This is a genomic window from Paraburkholderia sp. BL9I2N2 (genome assembly GCF_004339745.1).
Taxonomy (GTDB): Bacteria; Pseudomonadota; Gammaproteobacteria; order Burkholderiales; family Burkholderiaceae; genus Paraburkholderia.
This window is the reverse complement of sequence record NZ_SMGP01000002.1, coordinates 1,560,855-1,585,530: the sequence shown is the minus strand read 5'-3', so window position 1 is coordinate 1,585,530 and position 24,676 is coordinate 1,560,855. Positions and strand designations below refer to the sequence as shown.

24 protein-coding genes and 1 pseudogene are annotated in these 24,676 nt (G+C 64.6%); 15 read left to right on the top strand and 10 right to left on the bottom strand.

Features of this window, described 5'->3' with window-relative positions:
- Positions 1 to 17: 17 nt before the first annotated feature.
- The gene (locus B0G74_RS29085) at positions 18 to 650 is read right to left on the bottom strand and encodes a PQQ-binding-like beta-propeller repeat protein (RefSeq protein WP_132378712.1); all 633 of its coding nucleotides are present in this window, start codon (positions 648 to 650) and stop codon (positions 18 to 20) included.
- A gap of 32 nt (positions 651 to 682) precedes the next feature.
- Positions 683 to 1,903 (bottom strand): helix-turn-helix domain-containing protein, encoded by a 1,221-nt coding sequence (locus B0G74_RS29080; protein WP_132378710.1) that lies wholly within the window; start codon positions 1,901 to 1,903, stop codon positions 683 to 685.
- Between the two features lie 107 nt (positions 1,904 to 2,010).
- Here B0G74_RS29080 and B0G74_RS29075 point away from each other — a divergent pair, with 107 nt between their 5' ends.
- The 3 genes from B0G74_RS29075 (at position 2,011) to B0G74_RS29065 (ending at position 5,937) form a co-directional block, all read left to right on the top strand.
- On the top strand, positions 2,011 to 2,778 hold the full coding sequence (locus B0G74_RS29075; protein WP_132378708.1) for a DUF899 domain-containing protein: 768 nt from the start codon (positions 2,011 to 2,013) through the stop codon (positions 2,776 to 2,778).
- A gap of 204 nt (positions 2,779 to 2,982) precedes the next feature.
- Positions 2,983 to 4,620: a methyl-accepting chemotaxis protein gene (locus B0G74_RS29070; RefSeq protein ID WP_132378706.1), complete on the top strand. Its 1,638-nt coding sequence runs from the start codon at positions 2,983 to 2,985 to the stop codon at positions 4,618 to 4,620.
- 306 nt (positions 4,621 to 4,926) lie between these two features.
- Positions 4,927 to 5,937: a porin gene (locus B0G74_RS29065; RefSeq protein WP_132379472.1), complete on the top strand. Its 1,011-nt coding sequence runs from the start codon at positions 4,927 to 4,929 to the stop codon at positions 5,935 to 5,937.
- A 66-nt stretch (positions 5,938 to 6,003) separates the two neighbouring features.
- Here the strand turns inward: B0G74_RS29065 and B0G74_RS29060 are convergent, their stop codons facing one another.
- A complete protein-coding gene (locus B0G74_RS29060) occupies positions 6,004 to 7,350 on the bottom strand; it encodes a sorbosone dehydrogenase family protein (protein WP_132378704.1) in 1,347 nt (448 codons plus the stop codon).
- Positions 7,351 to 7,525: 175 nt separating this feature from the next.
- Here B0G74_RS29060 and B0G74_RS29055 point away from each other — a divergent pair, with 175 nt between their 5' ends.
- The 3 genes from B0G74_RS29055 (at position 7,526) to B0G74_RS29050 (ending at position 9,353) form a co-directional block, all read left to right on the top strand.
- Positions 7,526 to 8,419 carry an SDR family oxidoreductase gene (locus B0G74_RS29055; RefSeq protein WP_132378702.1) on the top strand — a complete coding sequence of 298 codons (894 nt, stop codon included), beginning with the start codon at positions 7,526 to 7,528 and terminating at the stop codon, positions 8,417 to 8,419.
- A gap of 66 nt (positions 8,420 to 8,485) precedes the next feature.
- Positions 8,486 to 8,617: a hypothetical protein gene (locus B0G74_RS47520; protein WP_279388623.1), complete on the top strand. Its 132-nt coding sequence runs from the start codon at positions 8,486 to 8,488 to the stop codon at positions 8,615 to 8,617.
- A gap of 28 nt (positions 8,618 to 8,645) precedes the next feature.
- Positions 8,646 to 9,353, top strand: a complete 708-nt coding sequence (locus B0G74_RS29050; RefSeq protein ID WP_132378700.1) for a dienelactone hydrolase family protein — start codon at positions 8,646 to 8,648, stop codon at positions 9,351 to 9,353.
- 158 nt (positions 9,354 to 9,511) lie between these two features.
- Here the strand turns inward: B0G74_RS29050 and B0G74_RS46815 are convergent.
- A pseudogene (locus B0G74_RS46815) lies at positions 9,512 to 9,715 on the bottom strand (SDR family oxidoreductase); the annotation flags it as partial.
- A 102-nt stretch (positions 9,716 to 9,817) separates the two neighbouring features.
- Here B0G74_RS46815 and B0G74_RS29040 point away from each other — a divergent pair.
- Complete coding sequence (locus B0G74_RS29040; RefSeq protein WP_132378698.1) at positions 9,818 to 11,404, top strand: alpha/beta hydrolase; 1,587 nt, start codon at positions 9,818 to 9,820, stop codon at positions 11,402 to 11,404.
- An 86-nt stretch (positions 11,405 to 11,490) separates the two neighbouring features.
- Complete coding sequence (locus tag B0G74_RS29035; protein WP_243658340.1) at positions 11,491 to 12,483, top strand: helix-turn-helix domain-containing protein; 993 nt, start codon at positions 11,491 to 11,493, stop codon at positions 12,481 to 12,483.
- 56 nt (positions 12,484 to 12,539) lie between these two features.
- On the opposite strand, the gene B0G74_RS29030 is transcribed toward B0G74_RS29035, so the two are convergent.
- Positions 12,540 to 13,142, bottom strand: a complete 603-nt coding sequence (locus B0G74_RS29030; protein WP_132378694.1) for a phosphatase PAP2 family protein — start codon at positions 13,140 to 13,142, stop codon at positions 12,540 to 12,542.
- A 146-nt stretch (positions 13,143 to 13,288) separates the two neighbouring features.
- On the opposite strand from B0G74_RS29030, the gene B0G74_RS29025 reads away from it, so the two are divergent.
- Entirely contained in the window at positions 13,289 to 14,530 is a 1,242-nt protein-coding gene (locus B0G74_RS29025; RefSeq protein WP_132378692.1) for a Zn-dependent hydrolase, read from the top strand.
- Entirely contained in the window at positions 14,512 to 15,393 is an 882-nt protein-coding gene (locus tag B0G74_RS29020; protein ID WP_207915715.1) for a GNAT family N-acetyltransferase, read from the top strand. The genes B0G74_RS29025 and B0G74_RS29020 overlap by 19 nt, the downstream gene beginning before the upstream one ends.
- A 73-nt stretch (positions 15,394 to 15,466) precedes the next feature.
- Here the strand turns inward: B0G74_RS29020 and B0G74_RS29015 are convergent, their stop codons facing one another.
- On the bottom strand, positions 15,467 to 15,772 hold the full coding sequence (locus B0G74_RS29015) for a panthothenate synthetase (RefSeq protein ID WP_132378690.1): 306 nt from the start codon (positions 15,770 to 15,772) through the stop codon (positions 15,467 to 15,469).
- Between the two features lie 130 nt (positions 15,773 to 15,902).
- Positions 15,903 to 16,541: a methylated-DNA--[protein]-cysteine S-methyltransferase gene (locus B0G74_RS29010; protein WP_132378688.1), complete on the bottom strand. Its 639-nt coding sequence runs from the start codon at positions 16,539 to 16,541 to the stop codon at positions 15,903 to 15,905.
- Between the two features lie 281 nt (positions 16,542 to 16,822).
- Between B0G74_RS29010 and B0G74_RS29005 the strand changes: the two genes are divergently transcribed.
- Positions 16,823 to 18,157: a leucine-rich repeat-containing protein kinase family protein gene (locus tag B0G74_RS29005; RefSeq protein WP_132378686.1), complete on the top strand. Its 1,335-nt coding sequence runs from the start codon at positions 16,823 to 16,825 to the stop codon at positions 18,155 to 18,157.
- An 82-nt stretch (positions 18,158 to 18,239) separates the two neighbouring features.
- On the top strand, positions 18,240 to 19,229 hold the full coding sequence (locus B0G74_RS29000; RefSeq protein ID WP_132378684.1) for a substrate-binding domain-containing protein: 990 nt from the start codon (positions 18,240 to 18,242) through the stop codon (positions 19,227 to 19,229).
- 68 nt (positions 19,230 to 19,297) lie between these two features.
- On the opposite strand, the gene B0G74_RS28995 is transcribed toward B0G74_RS29000, so the two are convergent.
- Positions 19,298 to 19,729 (bottom strand): PRC-barrel domain-containing protein, encoded by a 432-nt coding sequence (locus B0G74_RS28995; RefSeq protein WP_132378682.1) that lies wholly within the window; start codon positions 19,727 to 19,729, stop codon positions 19,298 to 19,300.
- Between the two features lie 192 nt (positions 19,730 to 19,921).
- Here B0G74_RS28995 and B0G74_RS28990 point away from each other — a divergent pair, with 192 nt between their 5' ends.
- The 3 genes from B0G74_RS28990 (at position 19,922) to B0G74_RS28980 (ending at position 22,993) form a co-directional block, all read left to right on the top strand.
- Entirely contained in the window at positions 19,922 to 21,085 is a 1,164-nt protein-coding gene (locus B0G74_RS28990; RefSeq protein ID WP_132378680.1) for an MFS transporter, read from the top strand.
- Between the two features lie 267 nt (positions 21,086 to 21,352).
- On the top strand, positions 21,353 to 22,525 hold the full coding sequence (locus tag B0G74_RS28985) for a glycosyltransferase family 9 protein (RefSeq protein WP_132378678.1): 1,173 nt from the start codon (positions 21,353 to 21,355) through the stop codon (positions 22,523 to 22,525).
- 63 nt (positions 22,526 to 22,588) lie between these two features.
- Positions 22,589 to 22,993, top strand: a complete 405-nt coding sequence (locus B0G74_RS28980; protein WP_132378676.1) for an ester cyclase — start codon at positions 22,589 to 22,591, stop codon at positions 22,991 to 22,993.
- Positions 22,994 to 23,009: 16 nt separating this feature from the next.
- On the opposite strand, the gene B0G74_RS28975 is transcribed toward B0G74_RS28980, so the two are convergent.
- Positions 23,010 to 23,195: a hypothetical protein gene (locus tag B0G74_RS28975; RefSeq protein WP_207915714.1), complete on the bottom strand. Its 186-nt coding sequence runs from the start codon at positions 23,193 to 23,195 to the stop codon at positions 23,010 to 23,012.
- 74 nt (positions 23,196 to 23,269) lie between these two features.
- Positions 23,270 to 24,523 carry an FAD-dependent oxidoreductase gene (locus B0G74_RS28970; RefSeq protein ID WP_132378674.1) on the bottom strand — a complete coding sequence of 418 codons (1,254 nt, stop codon included), beginning with the start codon at positions 24,521 to 24,523 and terminating at the stop codon, positions 23,270 to 23,272.
- Positions 24,524 to 24,676 lie beyond the last annotated feature (153 nt).

Sequence of the window (24,676 nt, the reverse complement as noted above, 5' to 3'; positions counted from 1 at the left end):
GCCCCCACCCCACAACCTCACTTAGGCCGCCGCACCGCCCGTACCTTGCCGCTGCTTCCGCCGCCACAAAAGAACCGATCGCCGCCGTCCGATTCAAGCCCCGACACGCTGACGCCGGACGGCATCTCCAGCCGCTCCTGAACTTCGCCGGTGCGCGGATCGATTCGCCGCAATTCGCTTTCGTCGCCTTCCCACGTGCCGTGCCAAAGTTCACCGTCTACCCACGTGACGCCGGTCACGAAGCGATTGGACTCGATGGTGCGCAAAATCGCGCCCGTCTGCGGATCGACTTGATGGATTTTGCGCTCCCGATACTGTCCGACCCACAGTGTCCCTTCGGCCCACGCGAGTCCCGAGTCGGCACCGCCGCCGGGCGCGGGGATCGTGGCGAGCACGCTGCCAGTGGCGGGATCGATCTTCTGGATACGGTCCTCGGCGATCTGGTACAGATGCTGGCCGTCGAAGGCCGTACCCGCGTGCGCCGCGACGTCGATCGAGCGGACCGTCTTGCCGCTCTGCGGGTCGAGCGCGTTCAACGCGTCGCCCGTCGCGAACCAGACGTGCTGGCCGTCGTATGTCACGCCATGCACGCGTTCTATGCCCGCAAAGGGGCCGTACTCGTTGATGATTTCCGCGGCTGATCGTTTCATGGTTTGTCCCTCGTGGTTATCGTGTTGCCATCCTAATCAACCGGCAACGGAGCGGGGAGTAACAAGGTCGTCGTGAATCCGGGCATGGGCGGCGTCATCCAGCGACGCGCCCGCCCTTGGCCGAGAGACTGCACCTTGCCTTGCGCCGCGAGCGTGTCGAGGGTTCGCTGCACGGTGCGCTGGCTCGCGCCAAGCGCGAGCGCGAGGGCCGAGCTCGCCCAGGACTCACCGTCGGCGAGCAAGGCAAGCACGGGCGCATGTTTGTCCTCGACAGGCCGCGCCAGCACGACTACCTCCTGCGCATGCCGCGGCACCAGCGCGAACCCGCGCCGCGTCGCGCTCACGCTGGCCACTGCGCGAAGCACCAAACGCAGCCGCCCGAGTTCGACCCGCAGGCGCGCGCGATGCGATTCATCGGCGGCCTTGGCCCTGAAGGCTCGCGCGACGAGCACGTCGCGCGATACGTCCTCCGGCCATGCTTCGGCCAGCGCGCGCGCGAGCACGAACAACACCGGACGGCTGGCGAGCGAGATCACCGCGCCGGCGTCGCGCACGACGTGACGGCACGCGTCCACGATCAATGCCTTCGATGCCAGCAGCGCTTCCACTTCGTCGAGCAGCAACGGGCGTTCCTCGCCACGCGCGAGCAGCCGCGCCGCGGGTGCGTTCAGAACGAGCGCGGCGTTGTCGACCTCCGCCGTCAGTGCAGGAATACGCGCGAGACCCGCTGCGCGCCGGGCTCGTTCGAGCGCTGAGCGCGCTGCTTTGGTCTGAAGACGGCGCAGCGCGACGCCTGCCACGACCAGTTCGTGCGCGGTCCTCAAAGGCGGTGGGAACGGTGTGGGATCGAGCCCGGCAAGCGCGCGTTCGGCTTCGTCGAGACGTCCGATCAGCAGCAGGCGCCGCACCGCGAGATAGCGCGCATGAGCGGCGTTGAGCCGGTCGCCGTGCGCTTCGAGCGTGGCGCGAGCGGCTTCCAGAGCCTTCGTGGGCCAGTTCAGATCGCGTGAGACGAGCGCGATCTCGGCCTCGGCGACGATACATCGCGCGCGGGCCACCGGCTCCCGCGCACCGAAGGCACGCGCGGCGCTTCGCACGAGCGCCTTCGCCCGCACCAGATCGCCGAGCTGCGCCATGGCGATGCCGCGCAACGCGAGCGCGGGCGCGTCATCGCGCAAGGCGACGCGATTCAGCGCGCCGAGCGGATCGCCCGTGGCGAGCGCGCGCGCCGCCGCCGTGATTAGCGAGTCCATGGTCCAGGTGAATCACGCCACACTTGTCACTCCCGTCGTTCGAAGCCCGGGGCTAATCTAGCACGACCAACCCACAGCACTTCGCATAGCGAAGCAAGGAGTCAAGCATGACGACGAAACACAGCATCGGCACACGGGAAGAATGGCTGGCCGCGCGGCTCGACCTGCTCGAAGCGGAAAAGGCGCTCACGCGGCAGAGCGACGAACTGGCCCGGCAGCGGCAGGCGCTGCCCTGGGTCCGAATCGACAAGGCCTACCGGTTCGAGACCGATGAAGGCAGCGCCTCGCTGGCCGATCTCTTTCGAGGACGCTCGCAGTTGCTCGTCTATCACTTCATGTTCGGCCCCGACTACACCGCGGGCTGCCCGTCGTGTTCGGCGGTCGCGGACGGGTTCAACGGTTCCGTGGTCCATCTGGCGAATCACGATGTCGCGATGACGGCGGTATCGCGCGCGCCGCTCGCGAAGCTGCAGGCGTACAAGCGGCGCATGGGATGGACGTTTCCGTGGGCGTCGTCGGCGGGCAGCGACTTCAACTTCGATATCAACGTCTCGTTCACCGAGCAGCAGCAACGCGAAGGAAGCGTCGAATACAACTTCCAGCGTGGTGGCCATGCGATGGATGCGACACCGGCGCCGGCGCCCGTGGTTGAGTTCGCGGCCGCCTGCGGGACCGACGCGCCGACGTATTCGCTGGACAGGCCCGGCATGAGCGCGTTCGTGCTCGAAGACGGCGTGGTGTACCACACGTATTCCACTTATGGGCGCGGCGTGGACGCGCTGTGGGGCATGTATCAGTGGCTCGACCGCGCGCCCAAAGGGCGTAACGAGACGGGGGTGTGGTGGCGTCGGCATGACGAGTACGAGAAGCACTGAGGCAACTGCGGGCCGAACGCATTGCTGTAGCTCAGGCTCGCTCATTCCCCGTAAAGGGTTTGTCTCTACACAGAACATGCACGCGATTGCCGATAAATGAATCGGGTGGTCGCATCCAAGCAACGACGTGTCGATTCCGATATCGGCACGTGTTGCCATGATGAGATCCGGCTCGATCATTCGATACAGATGCGGGGCGCGTGCATGGTCCGATTCAGTTTCACACAGAAGCTCTGGCTGCCGCTGGTCGTCAGCCTCGTGGCACTTCTCGCCGTGTCGGTGTCGGCGGCGTGGCTGTCGCGGCAGACCCGCATCGAGGAGCGCAAGAACGATCTGGTCAACGTGGCCCATGTCGGGCTCAGTATCGTGACGGAATATGCGGCGCTGGCGCAAAGCGGCGCGCTCAGCGAAGCGGACGCCCGCCGGCAGGCGCTCGAACGGCTGCGCGGTGTACGTTACGGCGAGGACGGCTACTTCCTCGTGATCGATTCGACACCGCGCATGGTCATGCATGCGATGAAGCCCGCGTTGAACGGCAAGGATCTCGCCGGCACCGCCGATGCCGACGGCCGTCACCACTACGTGACATTCGCCAAGGTCGCGCAGGCGCCGAACGGCGGTTTCGTCGACTACGTGTTTCCGCATCCGCAAAACCCGCCCGCCGCCGCGGTCGGCAAGATCGGCTACGTCGTGCGTTACGCGCCGTGGGACTGGATCATCGCAACGGGCGCTTACGTGGACGACATCGACGCCGCGTTCAAGGAGTCGCTGTATTTCGTCGGCGGAATCTTTGCCGTCGTCGCGCTGCTGCTGTCGGCGCTGGTCTCGCTGACCAATCGCAGCATCCAGCGCACGATCGGCGGCGATCCGGCCTACGTTGCGCAAGTGGCCGGCGAAATCACGCAGGGCAACCTGGCCATTCCCGTCGACCTCCGTCACGGCGACGACTCGAGCCTGCTTTACACCATGCAGCGCATGCGCGACGCGCTGGCCCACACGATCGAACAGATCAAGGGCGCGGCCGACAAGGTGGCGACAGGCGCGCGCGAGATTGCCGGCGGCAACTCGGATCTGTCGGCACGCACGGAGAATCAGGCGGCGTCGCTCGAGGAGACCGCGGCGAGCATGGAACAGATGACGGCAATGGTGCGACAGACGGCGGAGAACGCTCAGACAGCGAGCCAACTGACCTCCGGCGCGGAGCAGATCGTCAATCGCGGCGGCGAAATGGCGGCGCAAGCGGTATCGACGATGCAGGAGATATCGACGGAGTCGCACAAGATGGTGGAGATCATCTCGGTCATCGAAGGCATCGCCTTTCAGACCAATATTCTCGCGCTGAACGCGGCGGTGGAAGCGGCCCGGGCCGGCGATGCGGGGCGTGGTTTCGCGGTGGTCGCCGGCGAGGTGCGCACGCTCGCGCAGCGCAGCGCGGCGGCCGCGAAGGAAATCCGCACGTTGATCAGCCGCGCGGTGGACAAGGTGGGGACCGGCGCCGAATTCGTCGGGCAAACCGGCGCGACGATTCACTCCGCGCGTGAGGCCATTGCAAAAGTGTCGGGCGTCATGCGCGAGATCGCGGCGGCGGCTGCCGAGCAAAGCGCCGGTATCAATCAGGTCGGCGACGCCGTCGCGCAAATGGATAGCGTGACGCAGCAAAACGCGGCGCTGGTCGAGCAGGCCGCGGCGGTGGCGCAGACGCTGACCGAACAGGCGCGGCTGCTGCAAGTGTCGATCAGCCAGTTCAACTTGGAGCCGCAGGGTTCCGGCGACGAAGGCGGCTCGTTGCGGGTCCATAGGCCGTCGGCGAAAGAAGCACGCGAATTCGCAGCCGTCGTTTGAGCGTTGCTCACCCATAGACGCACCTGAACGCTCCGAATTAAGGGCGCTGAAAATTGCAAACCGGCTCAGGTCTGTTATGTTCGCTGCTGGACCGTTCAATGCCTGCTCACATCCCACTCGTGATTCGGCGGCGAACGTCCTGTCTCAACATGGCAGAAGTTCGTTCCCGGAACACACGTTCGACGTGCCTATGGAGGACTGCATCTGGTCGGCGCCGCGAAAACTTCACTCGACAAGCCGCGACGAAAGTGGGATCCGGTCGCGCAGATCGCCGCCTGGAGCCGTCGCGTGGGCTGGCGCGCGGGCATGGGCGGCGCGGGGCTGCTATTTTGCTTGCAGAGCGCGGCGGCCTCGGATGGCGGCGGGGGCACCGTTACGCTGTATGGCGTGCTGGACACGAGCCTCGAAGTAACCGACCCAGGGTCCGGCTGGACCCCACGTCTGGACTCGGGGGCCTATCGCGGTTCGCGGGTCGGCTTGCGGGGCAGCGAGCCGCTCGGCAACGGCACCGACCTGCTCTTCACGCTGGAAAACGGCTTTAGCTCGGTCGACGGCACGCTTCAGACTCCCGGTGTTCTATTCAACCGCCAGGCGTGGATCGGCGCGCGGAACGCCTTGGGCGAGGTGCGCTTCGGCCGGCAATATTCGCCCATCTATATCCCGTTCAAGGGCGACCTCGATGCGTTCGGCGCGGGCACGATCGCGTCCGGGCTGAACAACCTGTCGAAGATCACACCCTACGCGAGCAACGCGATCGAGTATCTGTCGCCGGTCGTCGGCGGATTCAGCGCGACGGTCATGATGGCCACGCGCGATCCGTCGGAGAACGACGGCAACGGTATCGACGGATACTACGTCACCGCCACCTACCAGCTCGACAACCTCAGGCTGTTGTACGCGCGTCAGCAGACGCACGGCGCGGGCGCGCTGCGGGCGAATCTCGGCGGCGCGACCTACGCGATCGATAAAGTGCGGGTGTGGCTCGCGTTCTTCAACGGCGATGGCGGCACGCCGCTTTATCACGGCGCGGGCGGATCGCTCTCAGCGCAATACAGCTTTTCTTCGAATGCGCGCGCGTCGCTGGGCTATGCGCACGTGCGCGACTATACCGGCGCGGGCGCGAGCGCCGACCAGTTCAGCATGGCGTTCGAATACAACGTGTCGCGTACTTTGCTGTTCTATTTCAGCGCGGCCTATCTGGCGAATCACGACGATGCGAGCTTCACGCTGCGTGGCGTCAACGTGATCGGGCTGCCGGTCGCGTATCCCGGCGCGCCGGTCAAGGGTGTGCAGCTTGGCGTGTTGGAGCGCTTCTGATCTGCGTGAGCAGACTGAAGTGGATCGTCCGTTGTTATGCCACGCAAGTGGCAGGCGGATCCGCTGTCATTGAGCGGGCGGCGTGCCAACTGCCGCGCCGGTATCGGTGCGCGGGGCCACGCGCCAGACCGTATTGCCGACGTCGTCCGCCACCAGCAGTGCCCCGCGCTTATCCAGCGCGACACCGACTGGCCGGCCCACGGCGTGACCGTCGGCGGTCAGAAAGCCGCTCAGGAAATCTTCCGGGACGCCCGCGGGTTGGCCTTTGACGAATGGGATGAACACCACTTTGTAGCCGCTGTACGGCTTGCGATTCCATGACCCATGCTGACCGACAAAGGCACCGCTGCGGTAGTGCGCCGGGAATAGCGTCCGGTCGTAAAAAACCAGCCCGAGCGATGCCGTATGGTTGCCGAGCGCATAGTCCGGTGCGATTGCCGTGGCGACCAGGTCGGGGCGCTGACGCTTGACGCGCGTGTCGACATGCTGGCCGTAATAGCTGTAAGGAAACCCGTAAAACGCACCGTCTTTCACGGCAGTCATGTAATCCGGCACGAGGTTGTTGCCCAGGTCGTCCCGTTCGTTGACGGCAGTCCACAGCGCGCCGCTCTCCGGCTGCCAGGACAGTCCGTTGGGGTTGCGCAAGCCGGTCGCGAAGGGCCGCATCTGGCCGGACGCCACGTCGAATTCGAGAATCCGTGCGCGGTCCGCTTCGGCCTCGGCGCCGTTTTCGCCCGCGTTGCTGTTCGATCCCACCGTCACGTAGAGATGCTTGCCCGAACGGTCGGCCAGGATGTTTTTGGTCCAGTGATGATTGATTGGGCCAGCCGGCAAATCAGCCACCTTCACGCCGGGCGTGTCGATCCGGGTCGCGCCGGGCGTGTAGTCGAAGCGCAGAATGGCGTCCGTGTCGGCGACATAGAGCTGGTTGCCGATCAGCGCCATCCCGAACGGCGAGTGCAGGCCACGGAGGAACACCGTCTGTTGATCGGCGACGCCGCTGCCGTTGGTATCGCGCAATAGCACGATACGGTCGGGGCTCGGTGTGCCCGCTCCCGCGCGTTTCATGACCTGCTTTCTAATCCAGCCGAATACGCCGCTGCCTTCGTCGTGTCGCTGCGGCGCGTTGCTTTCCGCCACGAGCACGTCGCCGTTCGGCAACGGGTAGAGCCAGCGAGGGTGAGTCAGCCCGCGAGCGAATTCCGTCACGACAAAGCCGTTGGGAGCGGTTGGGAGAAAGTCGGCGGTTCTCGGCCGGACGGGCGCGATATTGACCGTGGTAACCAGCGACGATTCTGGCGCGGGCAATACGGGTGACGGCCCAAAGCCGGTATCGGTGGGGCTCGACGGCCCCGCCGCGCACGCGGCGAGCGGCAGCAGCATGAATAAGACAAAGCGGTTTAACTGACGCATCCCGCGCTCCCGGCAGTGAAGATGCACGACCCATCTTCGGTAAGCTCAGCAAGATGCTTGCCTGGCGCCTGAACGGCGCAGCCTGTTAGTCCGTATACCCCTAAAACGTCACTACTTCACCTCGGAAGGAAACCCGCCGATAGTCGACCTTCGTTTTCAACTGGAGGGTCTTACGATGCGCGTCTTTGTTACCGGAGCGACGGGATTCGTCGGCTCCGCCGTCGTTGCCGAACTCATTGCCGCCGGACATTCCGTGCTCGGCCTGGTACGCTCGGACGCCGCGGCCGAGTCTCTGGCCAGGACCGGAGCGGAGGTCCTGCGCGGTTCGCTCGAGGATCTCGACAGCCTCAAAGCCGGAGCGGCCGCTGCGGACGGTGTCATTCATACGGCGTTCAATCACGACTTCTCCCGATTCGCGGAGAACTGCGAGCTGGACCGGCGCGTCATCGAAGCGCTCGGCTCCGTGCTCGTCGGCTCGGAGCGGCCGCTCCTCGTCACGTCCGGGGTCGCGCTGCTGGCGTCGGGCCGCCTCGCGACCGAGGACGACGCGCCGGTTCCACGCTCCGACGCCTATCCTCGCGTGTCGGAGGCGACGGCTGCGTCGCTGGTGGAGCGCGGCGTGCGTGCGTCGGTGGTTCGTCTGCCGCCGTCGGTGCATGGCGATGGCGATCATGCTTTCGTTCCGCATCTCATCGGTCTCGCGCGCGAAAAGGGCGTCTCGGCGACCGTCGGCGAGGGCCTCAACCGCTGGCCCGCCGTGCACCGGCTCGACGCCGCGCGCGTCTACCGGCTCGCGCTCGAACGCGGCGTCGCCGGCAGCCGGTATCACGCCATTGCCGAAGAAGGTGTGCCGTTCAACGAGATCGCCGGTGTGATCGGCCGACGCCTGAACGTGCCGGTCGTCGCGCAATCGGTTGATGAGGCGGCCCACCATTTCGGCTGGTTCGCGCTGTTTGCCGGAATGGATGCCGCGACTTCGAGCGAGCAGACGCGCAAGCTGCTTGACTGGGAACCGAAGCAGCCGGGCTTGATCGCCGACCTCGACCGGCCGCGCTATTTCCAGACCTGAGGCGCAACTTGCCGCTCGGCCTTTTTGATGGCCGTGGATTCCATTGACGAGGCGGAGCGGCCTTTCATGACGTTGCAACTCGACCAGGTCAAGCTTGGCGCCAAGCGGCACATTCCTTCGCTGCACGGCGCGCTGTTCGCATCGCCGGCCGGACGCGGCAGCGGGCGAGCAGAACCTGCCATGCTAGGACTATGCTAGCGCTTTCGTCTACTTCGAGGAGCAACTGATGAAACAGGCAGCAGGTTCGATGATCACCTTTAACCGGCCCGACGGCCAGCAGATCCAGGGCTATCTGGCCAAGCCGCAGAAGCTGGAGGGCGCGCCCGCCATCGTCGTGATTCAGGAGTGGTGGGGCGTCAACGACCAGATTCGCGGCGTGGCGGACCGGCTCGCGCAGGCCGGCTATCTGGCGCTGGTGCCCGATCTCTTTCGAGGCAAAACGACGGTGGAAGAGGAAGAAGCCCACCATCTGCTCGACGGGCTCAATTTCGGCGACGCCGCTACTCAGGATGTGCGCGGCGCTGTCCAATATCTGAAGCAGCACGCGACGAATGTCGGCGTGACAGGCTTTTGCATGGGCGGCGCGCTGACCTTGCTCGCGCTGTGTAATATCCCGGAAGTGTCGGCCGGCGTGGTCTGGTACGGCTTCCCGCCGCTGGAATATATCGACGCTTCGAAAATCAAGGCGCCGCTGATCGGTCACTGGGCGACGCAAGACGAGTTCTTCGTGTCCGAAACGGTCGACGCGCTGGAGAGGAAACTGAAAGACGCGAATGTCGACGTCGAGTTTCACCGCTATCTCGCACACCACGCGTTCGCGAACGAAACGGCGGTCGGTCCGGGCCGTATCGCCAGGACGCAGTTCGATCCGGTGTGGTCGCAATTGGCTTGGGATCGCACGCTGACGTTTTTCGGCCGCACCTTGTGGAAGTAAGCGGCTCGCTCGCCGCTTGAGACGCGCTACGTCCGGCTAACGGGGCGGAGCGCGTCGGGGTCGCGCCGGTGAAGTCCGCGGGCGTGCCGCCATGCATGGGCGGCATTCCAGAAAGACTTCCCGGCGAGATCGCAAACAGGATCGCTTTTACGGATTGAGAGTTTCGACCCGCCGTCGACATGCAACGTTTCGCCGGCAATCCGGCGAGCGGCATCCGAGGTGAGAAAGGCCACCGCGCCGCCGATGTCATCCGCTTGCGCCACGCGTTTCAATTCCTGCAGCCCCAGCGTCACCGCGCGTCCCGCGTCGGTCTTCGTGAAGTTCGACGTATCGGTTTCAACCACACCTGGCGCCACCGCATTTCCAGAGCGGTCAGGCTGGCGGCGCGCCGACCCGTTTACCTATACTCCTGTCACTCTGCAAGGCCGCCCACTCGTCGTCATACCAACAAGACGGAGCCTCACATGTCTGTAGCAATGCGAAGCGCGGCCCTCGGGCTGCTGACATGTTTCACGTTGGGCGCCAGTGCCGCTGCGCAAGCCGACTCCGGATGCGACGAAGGGTGCCATGCGCGCGGCCAGCTTCTCGATCACCGCGTCACGCTCACGCTGAGCGCCGCGGCGTTTTCAAAATTGCTGGCGTCGAGCGCGGGCGGCCGGCGGCTCGTGCAGATTGCCGGCGCGCCCGCGTGCGGCATCGAGATCGTGAGCTTTCGCTACGGGACCATCGGCGGCGCGGGCGAGCCCACCAACGCGAGCGGTGCGTTGATGATCCCTTCGGGGCGTTCGGCGGCATGCAGCCGAGCGCTTCCGCTGATGCTCTATGCACACGGCACCACCGCGTATCGCAACTACAACCTCGCCGATATCACGCAAACGGACCCGGGCAACGGCGACGGCGCCGGGGAAGGCATCAGCGTGGCGGCCATGTATGCGGCGCAAGGCTATATCGTGGTGGCGACCAACTACGCGGGCTACGCCGGCTCCGACCTCCCGTACCACCCGTATCTCAATGCCGACCAGCAATCCGCCGATATGATCGACTCGTTGCGAGCCGCGCGCGCGGCGCTAGCCGGAATAGCGCCGGACAGCAGGCCGCGCGAAAACGGCAAGCTGTTCGTCACCGGCTATTCGCAAGGCGGCTTCGTTGCAATGGCGACGCATCGCGCGCTGCAGGCGGCTGGCGTCAAGGTGACAGCGTCCGCACCGGGTTCGGGGCCATACGCACTCGCCGCTACCGCCGACGCACTCATCGAAGGCGAGGTCAACCTGGGCTCGACGCTGTTCTCGACGCTGATCGTGACGGGTTATCAGCATGCCTACGAGAATATCTACCGCCGCCCCGGCGACTTCTACGACGCGGCCTACGCGCCGGGTATCGAAACGCTGCTGCCGAGCCTGCAGCCGCTCAATACGCTATTCACCACGGGCAAACTGCCGTCCGCGCATCTCTTCAGCAAGTTGCCGCCCGCGCCGCAGTTCGCCTCGATGACGCCGCCTGCTTCGACGCCTTTGACGCCGCCCGCCTTGACACCGCTGTTTGCCGCGGGATTCGGCAATCCCAACCTCGTGCGCAACGCTTATCGCCTGACGCTGCTGGAGGACGCCGCCGCCAATCCCGACGGTGCGTTTCCCAACCCGACGCTTGCGATGAAACCGGCCGCGAATCCGCTGCATCCCTTGCGCCAGGCGTTCAAGCGCAACGACTTGCGCAACTGGCTGCCGGTTACGCCCGTTTTGATGTGTGGCGGCGAGTCGGATCCCACGGTGTTCTTTTTCAACGCGCGCATCGAGCAGGCGTATTGGCAGAACGCCAAAGTGCCCGCGGGGCTCACGTCCGTGCTGGATGTAGACTCTCCCGTTGTCGGGCCCGGCGATCCGTATGCATCCATCAAGCGGGAGTTCGCGAGTGCGAAGGCGGAGGTCGCGAGTCAGGCCGTGGCCGGTGGTGCGACCGACGGCGGGGCGTCAGCGGTGCTGCGGGCCTATCATGGCCAACTGGTCGCGTCATTCTGCCTGGTGGCGGCGCGGGCGTTCTTCGACACCTTCTGAGCGGGTGCAAAGCTGAAATTCCGCCCCGAGCGATGTTCGCGAAGTGCGGCTATCATGCGCAGACAACGAATCTGGCGGGGGAAAACTTGACGACCGAGTCCGTGACGAGAGATGCGGCTCCCGCGAACTGCATTCATAGCCACTTTAGTACGCACCACGAAGCGCCGCGCGCGCAGTTGCCCGCGTGGCGCGACCGTCTGGGCCATTTTCTCGATGTACCCATATCGCGCCGGCAACTGGCGGACGGCTTCAGTGGTCTGATCGACAGCTACCGTGTGGCCGATCTGGCATTCATGGACTGCCGTACCGATCCGGTCTCGCAGACGCGATCCGTCGCGCGCATTTCCACGGACTCGGTGCGCCAGTTCGTATTCCACGTGGCCGTGGAAGGCACGATCGAAACCGGCACCGGACCGCATCCGAAGCGCAAGGCCACCCAGTCCACGCCGGGCATTCTCGCGCTCGATATGAACCAGCCCATGCACATGGACCGCAGCGCCTGCCGCGTGCAGGCGTTTTTCCTGCCGCGTGAGCTGGTGGAATCCGTTTTGCCGGAGGCGGAGTCGATTCATGGCAGCGTGATCGACTATCACTCGCCGCTTGCGCGCATGATTCCCGCACAGCTCGCCGACCTGAGCCGAAGCTTGCCCACGATGAGCGGGCAGGCGGCATACGACGCCATCCAAAGCTGCGCATTGCTGATCGCGGCGGCCTTCGGGAAGCAGGCCGGTTTAAGCGGCAATGCGCGCGCCGCTGCTCGCACCGCCATGTTTGCCGCGGCGCGCCGTTATATCGATGCCAATCTCGACCAGATGGATCTGACGCCCGACAGCGTGCTCGCCGCGTCGCGACTGTCCCGGTCTACGCTTTATCGCCTGTTCGAGCCCGAAGGCGGGCTGGCCGCCTACATCCGCAGCCGCAGGCTGCGCGAAGCCGCCGAAGATCTGCATCGATACCGGAACAAAGCGATCGTCGAGATCGCTTATGGCCTCGGCTTCAATAGCGCGTCGGATTTCACTCGCGCGTTTCGTCGAGCTTACGACATGTCGCCGAGCGATTTCCGGGCGTTGACCCGATAGGGGATGGCGGCTCGCCGCGGTGGGCGTGAACTCGCGCTTGCGTGTCGACACATCGCCTAGAACGACAACCAGCCGCGTTCGATCGGCCACGCCAGCAACTTGCGATACAGCGCGACCGGTCCGCGCGTCACGCTCGCGCCGGCGAGCCGCCACAGCGGCGCCACCAACAGGAAGGCCACGCCCGCCACGACGACGGCGCCTGCCATGTCGAGCGGAAAGTGAACGCCGACAAAGATGCGCGCCCAGGCGACCGCGAGCCCCGAAAGCACAATGAGCAGGCCGTACCGCGGCACGCCGCCGAGCAGCAAGCTCAGTGCGATGCTCGCGAAGATCGTCCCGTGATCGCTGGGGAACGACGGGTCCGGCGCGTGTTCGAGAAACGTATGGCCGATGCCCATCACGAACGGCCGCGGATGCGGCCACGCCAGACCGATGAGCTGATTGATGCCGAGCGCGAGGAACGTCACGCAGCATGCGCGCAGGGCGGTTTCGCGCTGACCTTCGTCGCCGAAGAGCCACATGGCGATCAGGCAGAGCGGCACGAGATAGATGACGTAATCGGCGATTGAACGCGCGAGGTCGATGTGCCACGCGGGTGTCGATGGCGTGGCGTTGATCATCAGAAAGAGCGCCTGGTTGAACGCTTCAAGTGTCTGCATACGGTGTGTTTCTCGATGGACGTCTGCGCCGCTCCGGCGCACTGATGTCGAGCGATGATAACGAGCCAACCTTAGGAAAGGCTTAGGCCGTGTAATCTGTCGATGTGACAAGGCATCATGAACCGATAATCGAAGGAGATGAGAACGTGGTGAAGATCGATCCGGACCGGTTGCTGACCGATCTCAAGCGGCTGCGCAGTTTCGGCGCCACGGGCCCAGGTGTTGTCCGGCTGGCGTTGTCGCCGGTGGATCTGGCGTCGCGCGAATGGCTGGCCGGGCGCATGACGGAGGCGGGACTCGAGGCCGTGATCGACGGCGTGGGGACCGTGTTCGGACGCTCGCGCAAAAGCGGCCCCGCCCTCGTGATCGGCTCTCATACCGACACGCAGCCGACCGGCGGCTGGCTCGACGGCGCGATGGGCGTGATCTACGGGCTGGAGATTGCGCGCGCGTTGGCCGAGAACGACGCGACGAGTCACCTCGCGTTGGACGTGGCATCGTGGATCGATGAAGAAGGCACGTTCTCCGGCCTGCTCGGCAGCCGCAGCTTTGTGGGCGATAGCGTCGACGAGGCGATTCGCGACGCCACGAACCGGCAAGGCCAGCGTCTCGAAGACGTGCTCGCAACCGCGGGTCTGGCCGGGCGGCCGCGTGCGCGCTTCGAGCCTGGCCGGCAGGTCGCTTATCTCGAGCCGCATATCGAGCAGGGCGGCCGGCTGGAAGCGGCCGGCATGTCCATCGGGGTCGTCACCACGATCGTCGGGCTGCGCGAATTGCGGCTGCGCTTCACGGGGCAGCGCAACCATGCCGGCACGACGCCCATGGCGATCCGGCGCGACGCGGGCGCGGCGCTGGTCGCCTTTGTCCCGCAGATGAACGAAGCGTTCGCGCAACTCGCGGATGCCGATACCGTCTGGACAGTGGGCCGCATCGACCTCGACCCTGGCTCGCTGAGCGTCGTGCCGGGCGCGGCCGACATGGACCTGCAATTCCGCGACGCGAACGCCGCGCGTTTGCAAGCGATGGAAGTCCGGCTCGCCGAGCTGGTGCGCGACTTCAATGCGCGCGGTTCGGTGAACGTGGAACTGACGACCATCGACGAACCGATGCAACCGGTGACCATGGACGCCGCGCTCGCGGACCATCTCGCCCGCGCCGCCAACGCGGTGGCGCCCGGCCAATGGATCCGCATGCCGAGCGGCGCCGCGCACGACGCGCAGGTCATCGCCCGCTGCATGCCGGCTTGCATGATGTTCGTGCCGAGCATCGGCGGCGTGAGCCACGATTTCATCGAGGATACGGCCGAGGCGCATATCGTTCTCGGCTGTCAGGTTGCGGCCACGGCTGCCGCGGCGATTCTGGAGGAACAATGGGCGAAACGATCGTGACGAACGTGAGCGAGCCGGGCGATTTTGTCGTGCGCACGATGTCGGCCGAGGACGTCGCATTGGCGGTCGAATGGGCCGCGCAGGAAGGATGGAACCCTGGTCTGCACGATGCCGCCTGTTTTCGTGCGGCCGACCCGGACGGGTTTTTCATCGGCGAATGGCGCGGCGAGCCGGTGGCGTGTCTATCCGCTGTCGCGTACGGCGAGGACTTTGGCTTTATCGGGCTCTATATCGTGAAACAGGCGTTTCGCGGTCGAGGCTTCGGCATGCGTGTCTGGCAGCACGGCATGGACTATTTGCGCAACCGCAATATCGGATTGGACGGCGTGGTCGCCCAGCAGGCGAACTATAAGAAGTCTGGATTTCAGCTTGCCTATCGCAACATTCGCTTTCAGGGCGTCGCGCAAGAGACCACTCAGGGCGAGCACTATGCAGACGTGTTGAATGCTTCGGCGCTGCCCTTCGAATCGTTGAGCGACTACGATCGGCAGTGCTTTCCCGCAGCGCGCGAGCGCTTTCTCGCCGCATGGCTCGCGCAGCCTGGCGCGATGACGCGAGTCGCGCTGCGCGACGGCCGCGTGGTGGGCTACGGCGTGTTGCGGCGTTGCTTGACGGGTTACAAGATCGGCCCGCTCTTCGCCGATAACGACGAGATTGCCGGTCGTCTGTTCGCTGCGTTGACGTCGAGCATTGCCGGCGAGGTGTTTTTCTTCGATGTGCCGGAGATCAACGTGGATGCCGTTGCGTTGGCCGAACGGCACGGCATGACGAGCGTGTTTGAAACCGCGCGGATGTACACGGAGGAACCGCCCGCTATTTCCATGGAACGCGTGTTCGGCGTGACGTCGTTCGAGCTGGGTTGACCAGAGCGCAGCGTGAAGAGGCTTGTTTGCGCAGCCATTGGCGGTGCCAGTTGCGGACCGCCGATGGCAAACACTATTTCCATTTCGCGCCGAGATTGTCCAGTCCGGCTTTCATCAGGTCTTCCGGCAACATCGCAATGCGCATTTCGCAGTCGGCGTTGAATTTCAGAAACCACGGCTCCGCGAGCGCGGGAATCGACGATGCGCTTTCGACATCCACCACGACCACTGCTCCGCGCGCTCCACTCTGCTCGGTGAAGTAGACGGCCTCCGGTTTTATCTCTTCCAGTATTTTCCCGATCACTTGTCCGACGGTGCCATCACGCACCATGGTGTTGAACGGTTCGTGCGGGATTCGTATGTTGAGAAGCATGCGCATGTCATCCTCCTGTTGATGCCCAAAAAGGGCTTCTTAAGGATAGTTGCTTTATGCGGCCGGCAAGGTGATCTATTACGAAGCGGTCAACGCGACGCAGTGAGTCCACTGCCATCGCGGACCATGCATCCGGTCAATTTCCAAACAGCGAGGCTTGCGTGCCGCGGCTCGGCGCATGGCGCGGGGGTTTCGTCTGAGCTTCGGATTTGAACTGGGCCTTGCCCTCGGTCTCGGTCTTTTCTTCGGCCGCGAACATATCCGCTTGCCCGTCCGCTTCCGCTTCGATCGAAGTCTGTCCGGCTTCGAGCGACAGCAGCAGCATCTTGTTCGCCAAACCGCCCGCAAACCCGGTCAAATCACCGGACGCGCCGATCACCCGATGGCACGGCGCCACGATGGAAATCGGATTTCTGCCGTTCGCCGCGCCGACCGCCCGCACGGCATTGACGTTGCCGATCTGCGTCGCGATTTCCGAATAGCTGCGCGTCTGGCCGAACGGTATGGTCAACAGCGCGGCCCACACCTGCTTCTGAAAGTCCGTTCCCTGGAAGGTGAGCGGAAGGTCGAATTCATGCCGCGTGCCGGCGAAATACTCGTTCAACTGCCGTTCGGTCTCGATCAGCACAGGCCGGTCGTTCGCTTCGACCAGCTCCCCGAGGCGCACCCGGTTCGGCTTGTCGTGCTCCCACAGAATGGCGGCGAGGTGGTCGCCGTTTGCAACGAGTTTCAACTGGCCGACGGGCGAGTTCATCAACTTGTAGGCGTATGTCACTTTGCTTGCTCCTGACTGGTTGGAGGCGCAGCTGCTGCAAGGCGAGTCTGCGAATACACGCGCCAAGCGCGCCGATATCCGACAGTGTGAGTCTCGTACTCTCTGATTGCGCTCCGAAACTTGCTGTCCAATTCCTCGCGGCCGATGACGGCCGGGCGGCTCGTTGTTCTGGACGGGACGATGCATCACTGTACAACCCTTTTCGCGCCAGGCCCGCGACTCAGTAGAATTGATACCTTCGATACGAAGCGCATCGGCAACCGGACCTCTCTTCCACGACTGTGACGACGACACTTGAACAATTGCGGGCTGGCCAACTCGCGGGCACGCGCCGGCTGAAACTGGCCTGCGGCCTGACTGAATTTCCGCGCGAGATTTTCGACCTCGCCGAGACACTGGAAGTTCTCGACCTGTCGGGCAACGCGCTCACGTCGCTGCCCGACGATCTGCCACGGCTCACCAAGCTGCGTATTCTCTTCGGCTCCGACAACCCGTTCACCGAATTGCCGGAAGTGCTGGGACAGTGCTCGCAATTGAGCATGGTCGGCTTCAAGGCCAACCGCATCCGGCGAGTGTCCGGCAATGCGCTGCCGCCGCAATTGCGCTGGTTGATTCTCACGGACAACGAGATCGAAGCGTTGCCTGCCGAAATCGGCGGCTGCACGCAATTGCAAAAGTTGATGCTGGCGGGCAATCGTCTGCGGACGCTTCCCGAGGAATTGGCCGCCTGCTCGCAGCTCGAATTGCTGCGTCTCGCGGCGAATCAGCTCAGTGGACTGCCTGCCTGGCTATTGCGGCTGCCGCGGCTGTCCTGGCTGGCGTATGCGGGCAATCCGTTCAGCGAAGCGCTCGAAGCGGAGGCGTTGATCGACACGCCGACCGCCGCGATTGCGTGGCCTGACTTGAAACTCGAGGCGGTGTTGGGCGAGGGCGCCTCCGGTGTCATCTATCGCGCGGAGCTGGCGGATCAGCACGGCGCATTGCGCCACGTCGCGGTGAAACTGTTCAAGGGCGCAGTGACCAGCGATGGTTTGCCCGACTGCGAAATGGCAGCCTGCATTCGCGCGGGTGATCATGCGAATCTGATTCCGGTGGCGGGGAAAGTGAAGGATCATCCCGCAGGCACGCACGGTCTCGTGATGGAACTGATCGATCCGCAATTCACCAACCTTGCCGGTCCGCCGAGCCTCGACTCCTGCACGCGCGATATCTACGGCGCCGACACACGCTTCGATTTGGCTGCGGCGTTGGGCATTGCGTACGGGATGGCATCGGCGGCGTGTCATCTGCATGAGCAGGGCATCATGCATGGCGATCTGTACGCTCACAATATCCTGTACGGTGGACAGGGGCGCGCGCTGTTGGGAGATTTCGGCGCCGCGTCTTTCTATGCTTTGGACGATCGCGACATCGGTCTCGCGCTTCAGCGCCTCGAAGTTCGAGCCTATGGTTGTCTGCTCGAAGAGTTGCTCGAACGATGCGTCTGGCCGCATGCGCAGACGAACATCCAGGCGCGCTTGGTGGAGTTGAAGGACAATTGCCTGAGCGAGGCTATCGACAGCCGGCCGTTGTTCGACGAAATCGCAGCGCGTTTACTGGCGCTGAAGGGCGATTGATGAGCGGCAGGCAGAGCCACGGCAGCCTTTCATCCGAGTGCAGCGCAGCGATTCGTCAGCCCTGTCCAGAAGGAGAGATTCGATGATGCAGAAGACGCCCCGAAGGACGTCCTCCTGGGGGATGCGCCGCCGCATGGTGTTTGCCGGCGCGCTGGCCGCGGCCGGCATCAGCGGCGCGGCGGATGCGGCGGTCACGCCGGGCAGCAAGCTCAAGATCGCGCTCGTGCTGAAGTCCCTGAGCGATCCGTTCACGGTGGCGATGGCGAACGCCGCGCAGAACTACCAGCAGCATTACGCATCGCAATTCGATTTGACGGTGCGCGGCACGGCCACCGAAAGCGACACGGCCGGGCAGATCCGCATGGTCGAGGACATGATCAAGGCGAAGATGAACGCGGTCGTGATCGCGCCGACCGATTCGAAGGCGCTAACGGCGGTCGTCGCGCGTGCGATCAAGGCGGGCATCATCATGGTCGCGATCGACAATCCGCTCGACGAGGCGTTTCAGGACGCGGCCGGCATTTCCGTGCCGTTCGTCGGTCCGAACAATCGCAAGGGCGCGCAGCAGGTGGGCAATTATCTGGCGCAGCGGCTCAAGGCGGGCGATCAGGTGGGCATCATCGAAGGCAGTTCAGCCGATCGCAATGCACAGCAACGCACGGACGGCTGCAGGGATGCGATGAACGCGGCGGGCATCAATATCGTCGCCGTTCAGGCCGGCGATTGGGAGTATGGGAAGGGCCGCGACGCCGCATCGAAGATGCTCAGCGAACATCCGCAGATCCGCGGACTGCTGTGCGGCAACGACAATATGGCGATGGGCGCGGTCGACGCGGTCCGCGATGCGGGCAGAACCGGCGGCGTCTACGTCACCGGCTACAACGATATCGATGCGATCAAGCCGTTGATCGCCGATGGCCGCGTGCTCGCCACGATCAATCAGTTCGCCGCGCGGCAGGCCGTATTCGGCGTCGACGTTGCGTTGAAGGCGGTCACCGAACAGAAGAAGCAGAGTGAATTGTCGAGCGTGATCGAAACACCGCTGCAACTCGTCACGGCCGCGAATCGCTGAACGCGGCCCGTCGCATGGCCGGTGCGAGCGTGAGTCGTCTCACTCTCGCTCACGGCTTGCCACCCCGGTCATTCCACTTTGACCTTGTGCGGCTTGGTGGCTTTTTCGAGCTTGTTGTACTCGAACTCAGGCACCGACTTCAGCGCATCCTTCGTCGCGCCGGCGAGGAACAGGTTGCCGTCGCGGATCTCGAAGTGATCGACCGGGATCGCCACATAGTGCTTGCCCATACCGAGGAAGCCGCCCACCGACACGACCGCATACGTCGCCTTACGGTCCGGGGAAATGATCACGTCATAGATGCTGCCGATCTTGTCGTTCAGATCGTTGTAGACCGGCTGGTCGACCAGGGCGCGCCGCACGCTCCAGCCCTTCAGCAGCGCATTGGTTTGCTCGACCGTGCCACCGAGCGGTTGCAGTCCGGCAATCTGCGCGTAGGCGCCTTGTGAGGCGCAGATCGCGGCGAGTGCGGTCGCGCAAATCAGAGTTTTTGCTTTCATTTTCGGCTCCTTGATGGCTGTTCAACAGTCAGCTTCGTACGTTGGTATGAGGAAGCACGTGACGTGCCCGGACTCCGGCATGAATCGTCATTCGTGCCTCGCGATCAAGATTCAATTGCTGCGGCAGGGCTGTTTGTCGGCCGGCCGTTAGCCGACAATTCTTCGCTTGTGATATCTGGACGGAGAAAAGGCATGAAATCAACCTGGGCATTGCTGGCCCTGGCTGTCGGCGCATTCGGCATCGGCACCACGGAATTCGCGCCAATGGGTTTGTTGCCGGTGATCGCGAACGGCGTGGGCGTTTCCATTCCGGCCGCGGGCCTGCTGATCAGCGCCTATGCGCTCGGCGTCATGCTGGGCGCGCCGTTGATGACGCTCGCCTTCGGCAGGCTGCGCGCGAAGAAAGCGCTGATCGCGCTCATGTCGATCTTCGTCATCGGCAATCTGCTCTCGGCGATGGCTCCCGGCTACTGGACGCTGCTCGCCGCGCGCCTCGTGACGAGCCTGAACCACGGCGCGTTCTTCGGCATCGGCTCGGTGGTCGCGGCGAATCTCGTGTCGCGTGAGAAGCGCGCGAGCGCGGTCGCCACCATGTTCATGGGCCTGACGATCGCCAACATCGGCGGCGTGCCGGCGGCGACCTGGATCGGTCAGCAGATCGGCTGGCGCATGGCGTTCGCCGGCACCGCCGGACTCGGTGTGCTGGCGATCGCCGCATTGGCCGTCGCGTTGCCTCGAGGCGACGCAGGCAAGATGCCGGACATTCGCCGCGAGTTGCGCGTGCTGGCCCGTCCTGACGTGCTGATGGCGATGGCCACCACGGTCATGGGCGCCGGCGCGATGTTCACGCTTTACACCTATGTGGCGCCGGTGCTCGAGAATATGACGGGCGCCTCCGCCGGTTTCGTCACGATTGCGCTGGTGCTGATCGGCATCGGCTTCACGATCGGCAACGGGCTGGGCGGTCGGCTCGCCGACTGGTCGCTCGACGGCAGCACCAAGCTGTTTCTCGGCGCGCTGGCGGTCATCATGGTGGCGCTGCCGTTCGTTCTCACCAGCCACGTGGGGGCGTTGATCGGCATGCTCGTGTGGGGCGCGGCCACGTTCGCGATCGTGCCGCCGGTCCAGATTCGCGTGATGCACGCGGCGGCCGACGCGCCGGGGCTGGCGTCGTCGGTCAATGTGGGCGCGTTCAATCTCGGCAATGCGCTGGGCGCCGCTGCCGGCGGCGCGGTGATTTCGGCGGGATTGGGCTACACGGCCGTACCGATTGCCGGCGCGGTGCTGGCCGCGGCGGGCTTGATACTGGTGTTCGCCGGCCGTGCAGCAAATCGCCGCGCGGTCGAGACCTGCTGAGAGCGAGGCGCAGAACCGGGCGGCGTCCCCGGCGGTATTCGCGGGCGACGCGGCAAGATTCGACCGGCGGGGATTTTACGCGGCGCACGCATGCGCAGCGCACGGCTCTGTACGCCCGGCCACAGAGCGCGCTGCGGCAACCATGCACAATCGAAAGCGCTATCCGGGCGGCGCCTGCGGCACACTTGCGCCCTGCGCGTCCGGGCCGCCTGCCGCGCGAACCGATGCACGGTGACGGCGATCACCACCTGCCGCATTGGAGAAGCAATGGGTTGGAAAAGTCTGCTGATCGAAACGCCGGTCTGGTTGATGGCCCGTTTCTACCCGCCACGGTTCGATCCGAATCGTGACACGCCGCGCGAGATTCTGGTGCTGCGTCCGAACGATTTCGGCGAACTGCTCACCACCACGCCGCTCTTCGAGGCGCTGCGCAAACGCTTTCCGACGACGCGCCTGATCGCCGGCGTGGGCAGTTGGGGGCGTCCGATACTCGAGAACAATCCCTTCGTCGACGAGATCGTGGAGATCGACGCGCCCTGGAACAACAAGCTGGTCGAGGACCGCTCACACGGCAACGTGTTGCGTTTTCTGTCGAAGTCCCCGCAGGTTGCCTTACTGCGCGCGCGCGGCGGCTTTGATGTCGGTATCGACGTGCTCGGCAGCTATATGGGCGCGCTGCTGATGATGCGCACGGGCGTGCGCTATCGCATCGGCGTGCGCGGTTATCGCGGCGGCTGGAGCGGATGTCAGGCGTTTATCGAATTCGCCGCCCGGCAATGTGGACGCGCGGCGCTCGCGCAGGGCGAACTGCTCGGCGCGACGGCGCTGCCGGAAGCGCGCCCGCAACTGTTCCTGACCGACGTCGAGCGTGCAACAGCCGCGCAAATCTGGAATGCGGGCGGCGTGCCGGGGCGCCGAACCGTGCGGTTGATCGTCGGCGTCGGGGCCGGTGTTCCCACCAAGGCGTGGGACGCACGCCAGGTCGGCGCCGCGCTCGCGCAGATCGCACAGACACTGGAAAAAGCCGGCGACGCGTGCGATATCGTGATCGTCGGCAGCAAGGCGGATCAGTTGCGCGCCGCCGAGGCGATCGCAGCGGCGGGGCCGGACGTGCCGGTCCGCTCGCTGGCGGGCGAAGTGCCGATGCGCATCATGTTCGCCCTCACCGAAGGGGCCGGCGTCGTGCTGACGAACTCGTCGATGCTGATGCACGTCGCGGCGGCGTTTCGTCGTCCTACCGTCGCGGTGATCGGCGGGAGCGTGACCAAACCCGACCGGCACGACGCCATCTGGGGTTATCCGCCGCCGTATCGCAGCGTGTCGCCCGAGCAGTATGTCGCGGGCGAACACGCACGAAACTGGCCGAGCGTCGAGCGGGTCGCGCAGGCGGTGCTGGAGGCGGTTGGTATGCAACGCGCGCAAGTTGGTGCGGCGGCCTGACGTCGTGCCGCTGGATGCGCTAGGCTCGCAGCACGGACCTCGTACAAGGACGGAGCAATTGCCGTGGACACGACCGATCTCTCCAACCTCTACCGGAATTACATTGCCTGCCTGAACAAACAGGACTGGCCGAATCTCGGCCAGTTCGTCGACGACGACGCGCACTACAACGGTCAGCGCATCGGCTTATCCGGCTATCGCGAGATGCTCGAGAGAGACTTCCGTGAAATTCCGGACCTTCATTTCGACATTCAGTTGTTGATTTCCGATCCGCCTTATATAGCCAGCCGGCTCGGCTTCGTCTGTACGCCAAAGGGCACGTTCCTCGGCCTCGCCGTCAACGGAAAGCGCGTTTCCTTCACGGAGAACGTGTTCTATCAATTCCGCAATGGAAAGATCGAGCAGGTGTGGTCAGTGATCGATAAGGCGGCCATCGAAGCGCAACTCGAATCCAATGGCACGGCTTGAACGTTGAGCGATTAGATTAGTTTTGCGGGCTGCGCGTCACATTCAGATTGGTGTCGAAGAACTTCAGCGCCGCATTTCCAATGTACTCGTGCAGTTCGGTGCGATCCACGCCGGGCGCATCGATACACATTTCCGGCCACGTGTCCCGGCCGTACTGATCACATTCGTTGGCGAAGATTTCGTGATCGACGAGGCCCGGCATCACATCCAGTTGCGTGTGCGGCGCGTATTTCTGACAACCGGATCGATTTGCGTGGTTTCGTGAACTCCGCGTGTTTATCGGGCCGCGGCTGTTGGCGGCGGGGTCTGCACGACGGGCGCGGCAGCTTGCAGAATGTCGTCCCGAACGCGAGTGCGCGGCGGGTAGATGCGTACGCAGTTGATGGTTTGCTTCGTCGTCTTGGCGGCGTCGCCTTCGGACACGAGATGCCGGTCCCAACCCTCCGTGTACACGGCGCCCCAGGGACCGAGATCGAGAATGGTCGTGTACCAGTCGATATGAAGCGGCAGCATCTCTCCGCCGAACAGATCGCAGACGACGTTGTGACCGGCATAGCGTCCCATCGGCCGGCTGTGCTGGCATGACATGACGGATGGCCGCGCGCCGTCGATCAACACGCGCGCGCAATCGCCGGCAGCGAATACATGCGCTACGTTTTCCACGCGCATGAACGCATCCACTGGAAGGCGTCCGAGCGGATCGAGTGTCACGGGGATTTGCGCGGTCAGCGCGTTCGCGCGCATGCCGCCGCACCAGATCACCGTGGCCGCTTCAATGCGCCGGCCATTCGTGAGCTCGACGCCGTCGGCGTCCACTGACTGCAAGGACACGCCGGCGAGCATCTCGACGCCGAGGGCATCCATTGCGCGCTCGATGACAGACTGCGCGCCGCCCATGGCCTGGCCGATCTTCGCCGAGCGATCGGCCAGCACGACGTGCACGGCGTCGCGATGCGCGTCGCCCGCGATGCCGCGCAGCCGCGCCGGCAGTTCGGCCGCCAGTTCGATTCCGGTCAAACCGGCGCCGACCACCACGGCCGTAAACGCACTTGTCGCACTCGCCGCACTCGCCGCACTCGCCGCGCTCGCGAGCGACGGCAAGCCGCGCAGATGCGCGGCGAGTTTCGTTGCGCCAGAGAACGTATCGACGTCGAACGCGTGCTCGGTCAAACCGGGAATATCGGGGTGGACGAGTTGGCTGCCCGCCGCGATGACGAGCCGGTCGTAAGCCAGTGTTTGCGTCTGTCCTTGGGTCTGAAGCGTGATGCCGCCGTTCGCCACATCGATGCCGGATACCGTGCCTTCGACGAGCCGCACGCCGATCGGCTCGAGCACATCGGCTAGCGGCACGCGCGTCTCGTCCAGATTCTGTTCGTAATTCCGCACCCGAATACTGTGGTACGGCGTGCCGTTGATGACGACCACCTCCACCTGATCGGCGGGAACGCGCAGTTCGTCGAGTTTGCGCGCCGCGCCCACCGCGCTCCAGAGTCCGGCGAAGCCTGCGCCGATCACCACGATCCGCTTCAAGACGCTCTCCCAGGGAAATTCGTGCGGACCTTCAAATCCTCGGCGCAGCGGCCGATTCGAGGTCGTGATTGTCTGCGCTGGTAGCTTACTCGTGCCGACGGGGCCGGTGAAGCCGATCGTCAGTGCTCGTCCGCCAACCCGGCAAATTTGACG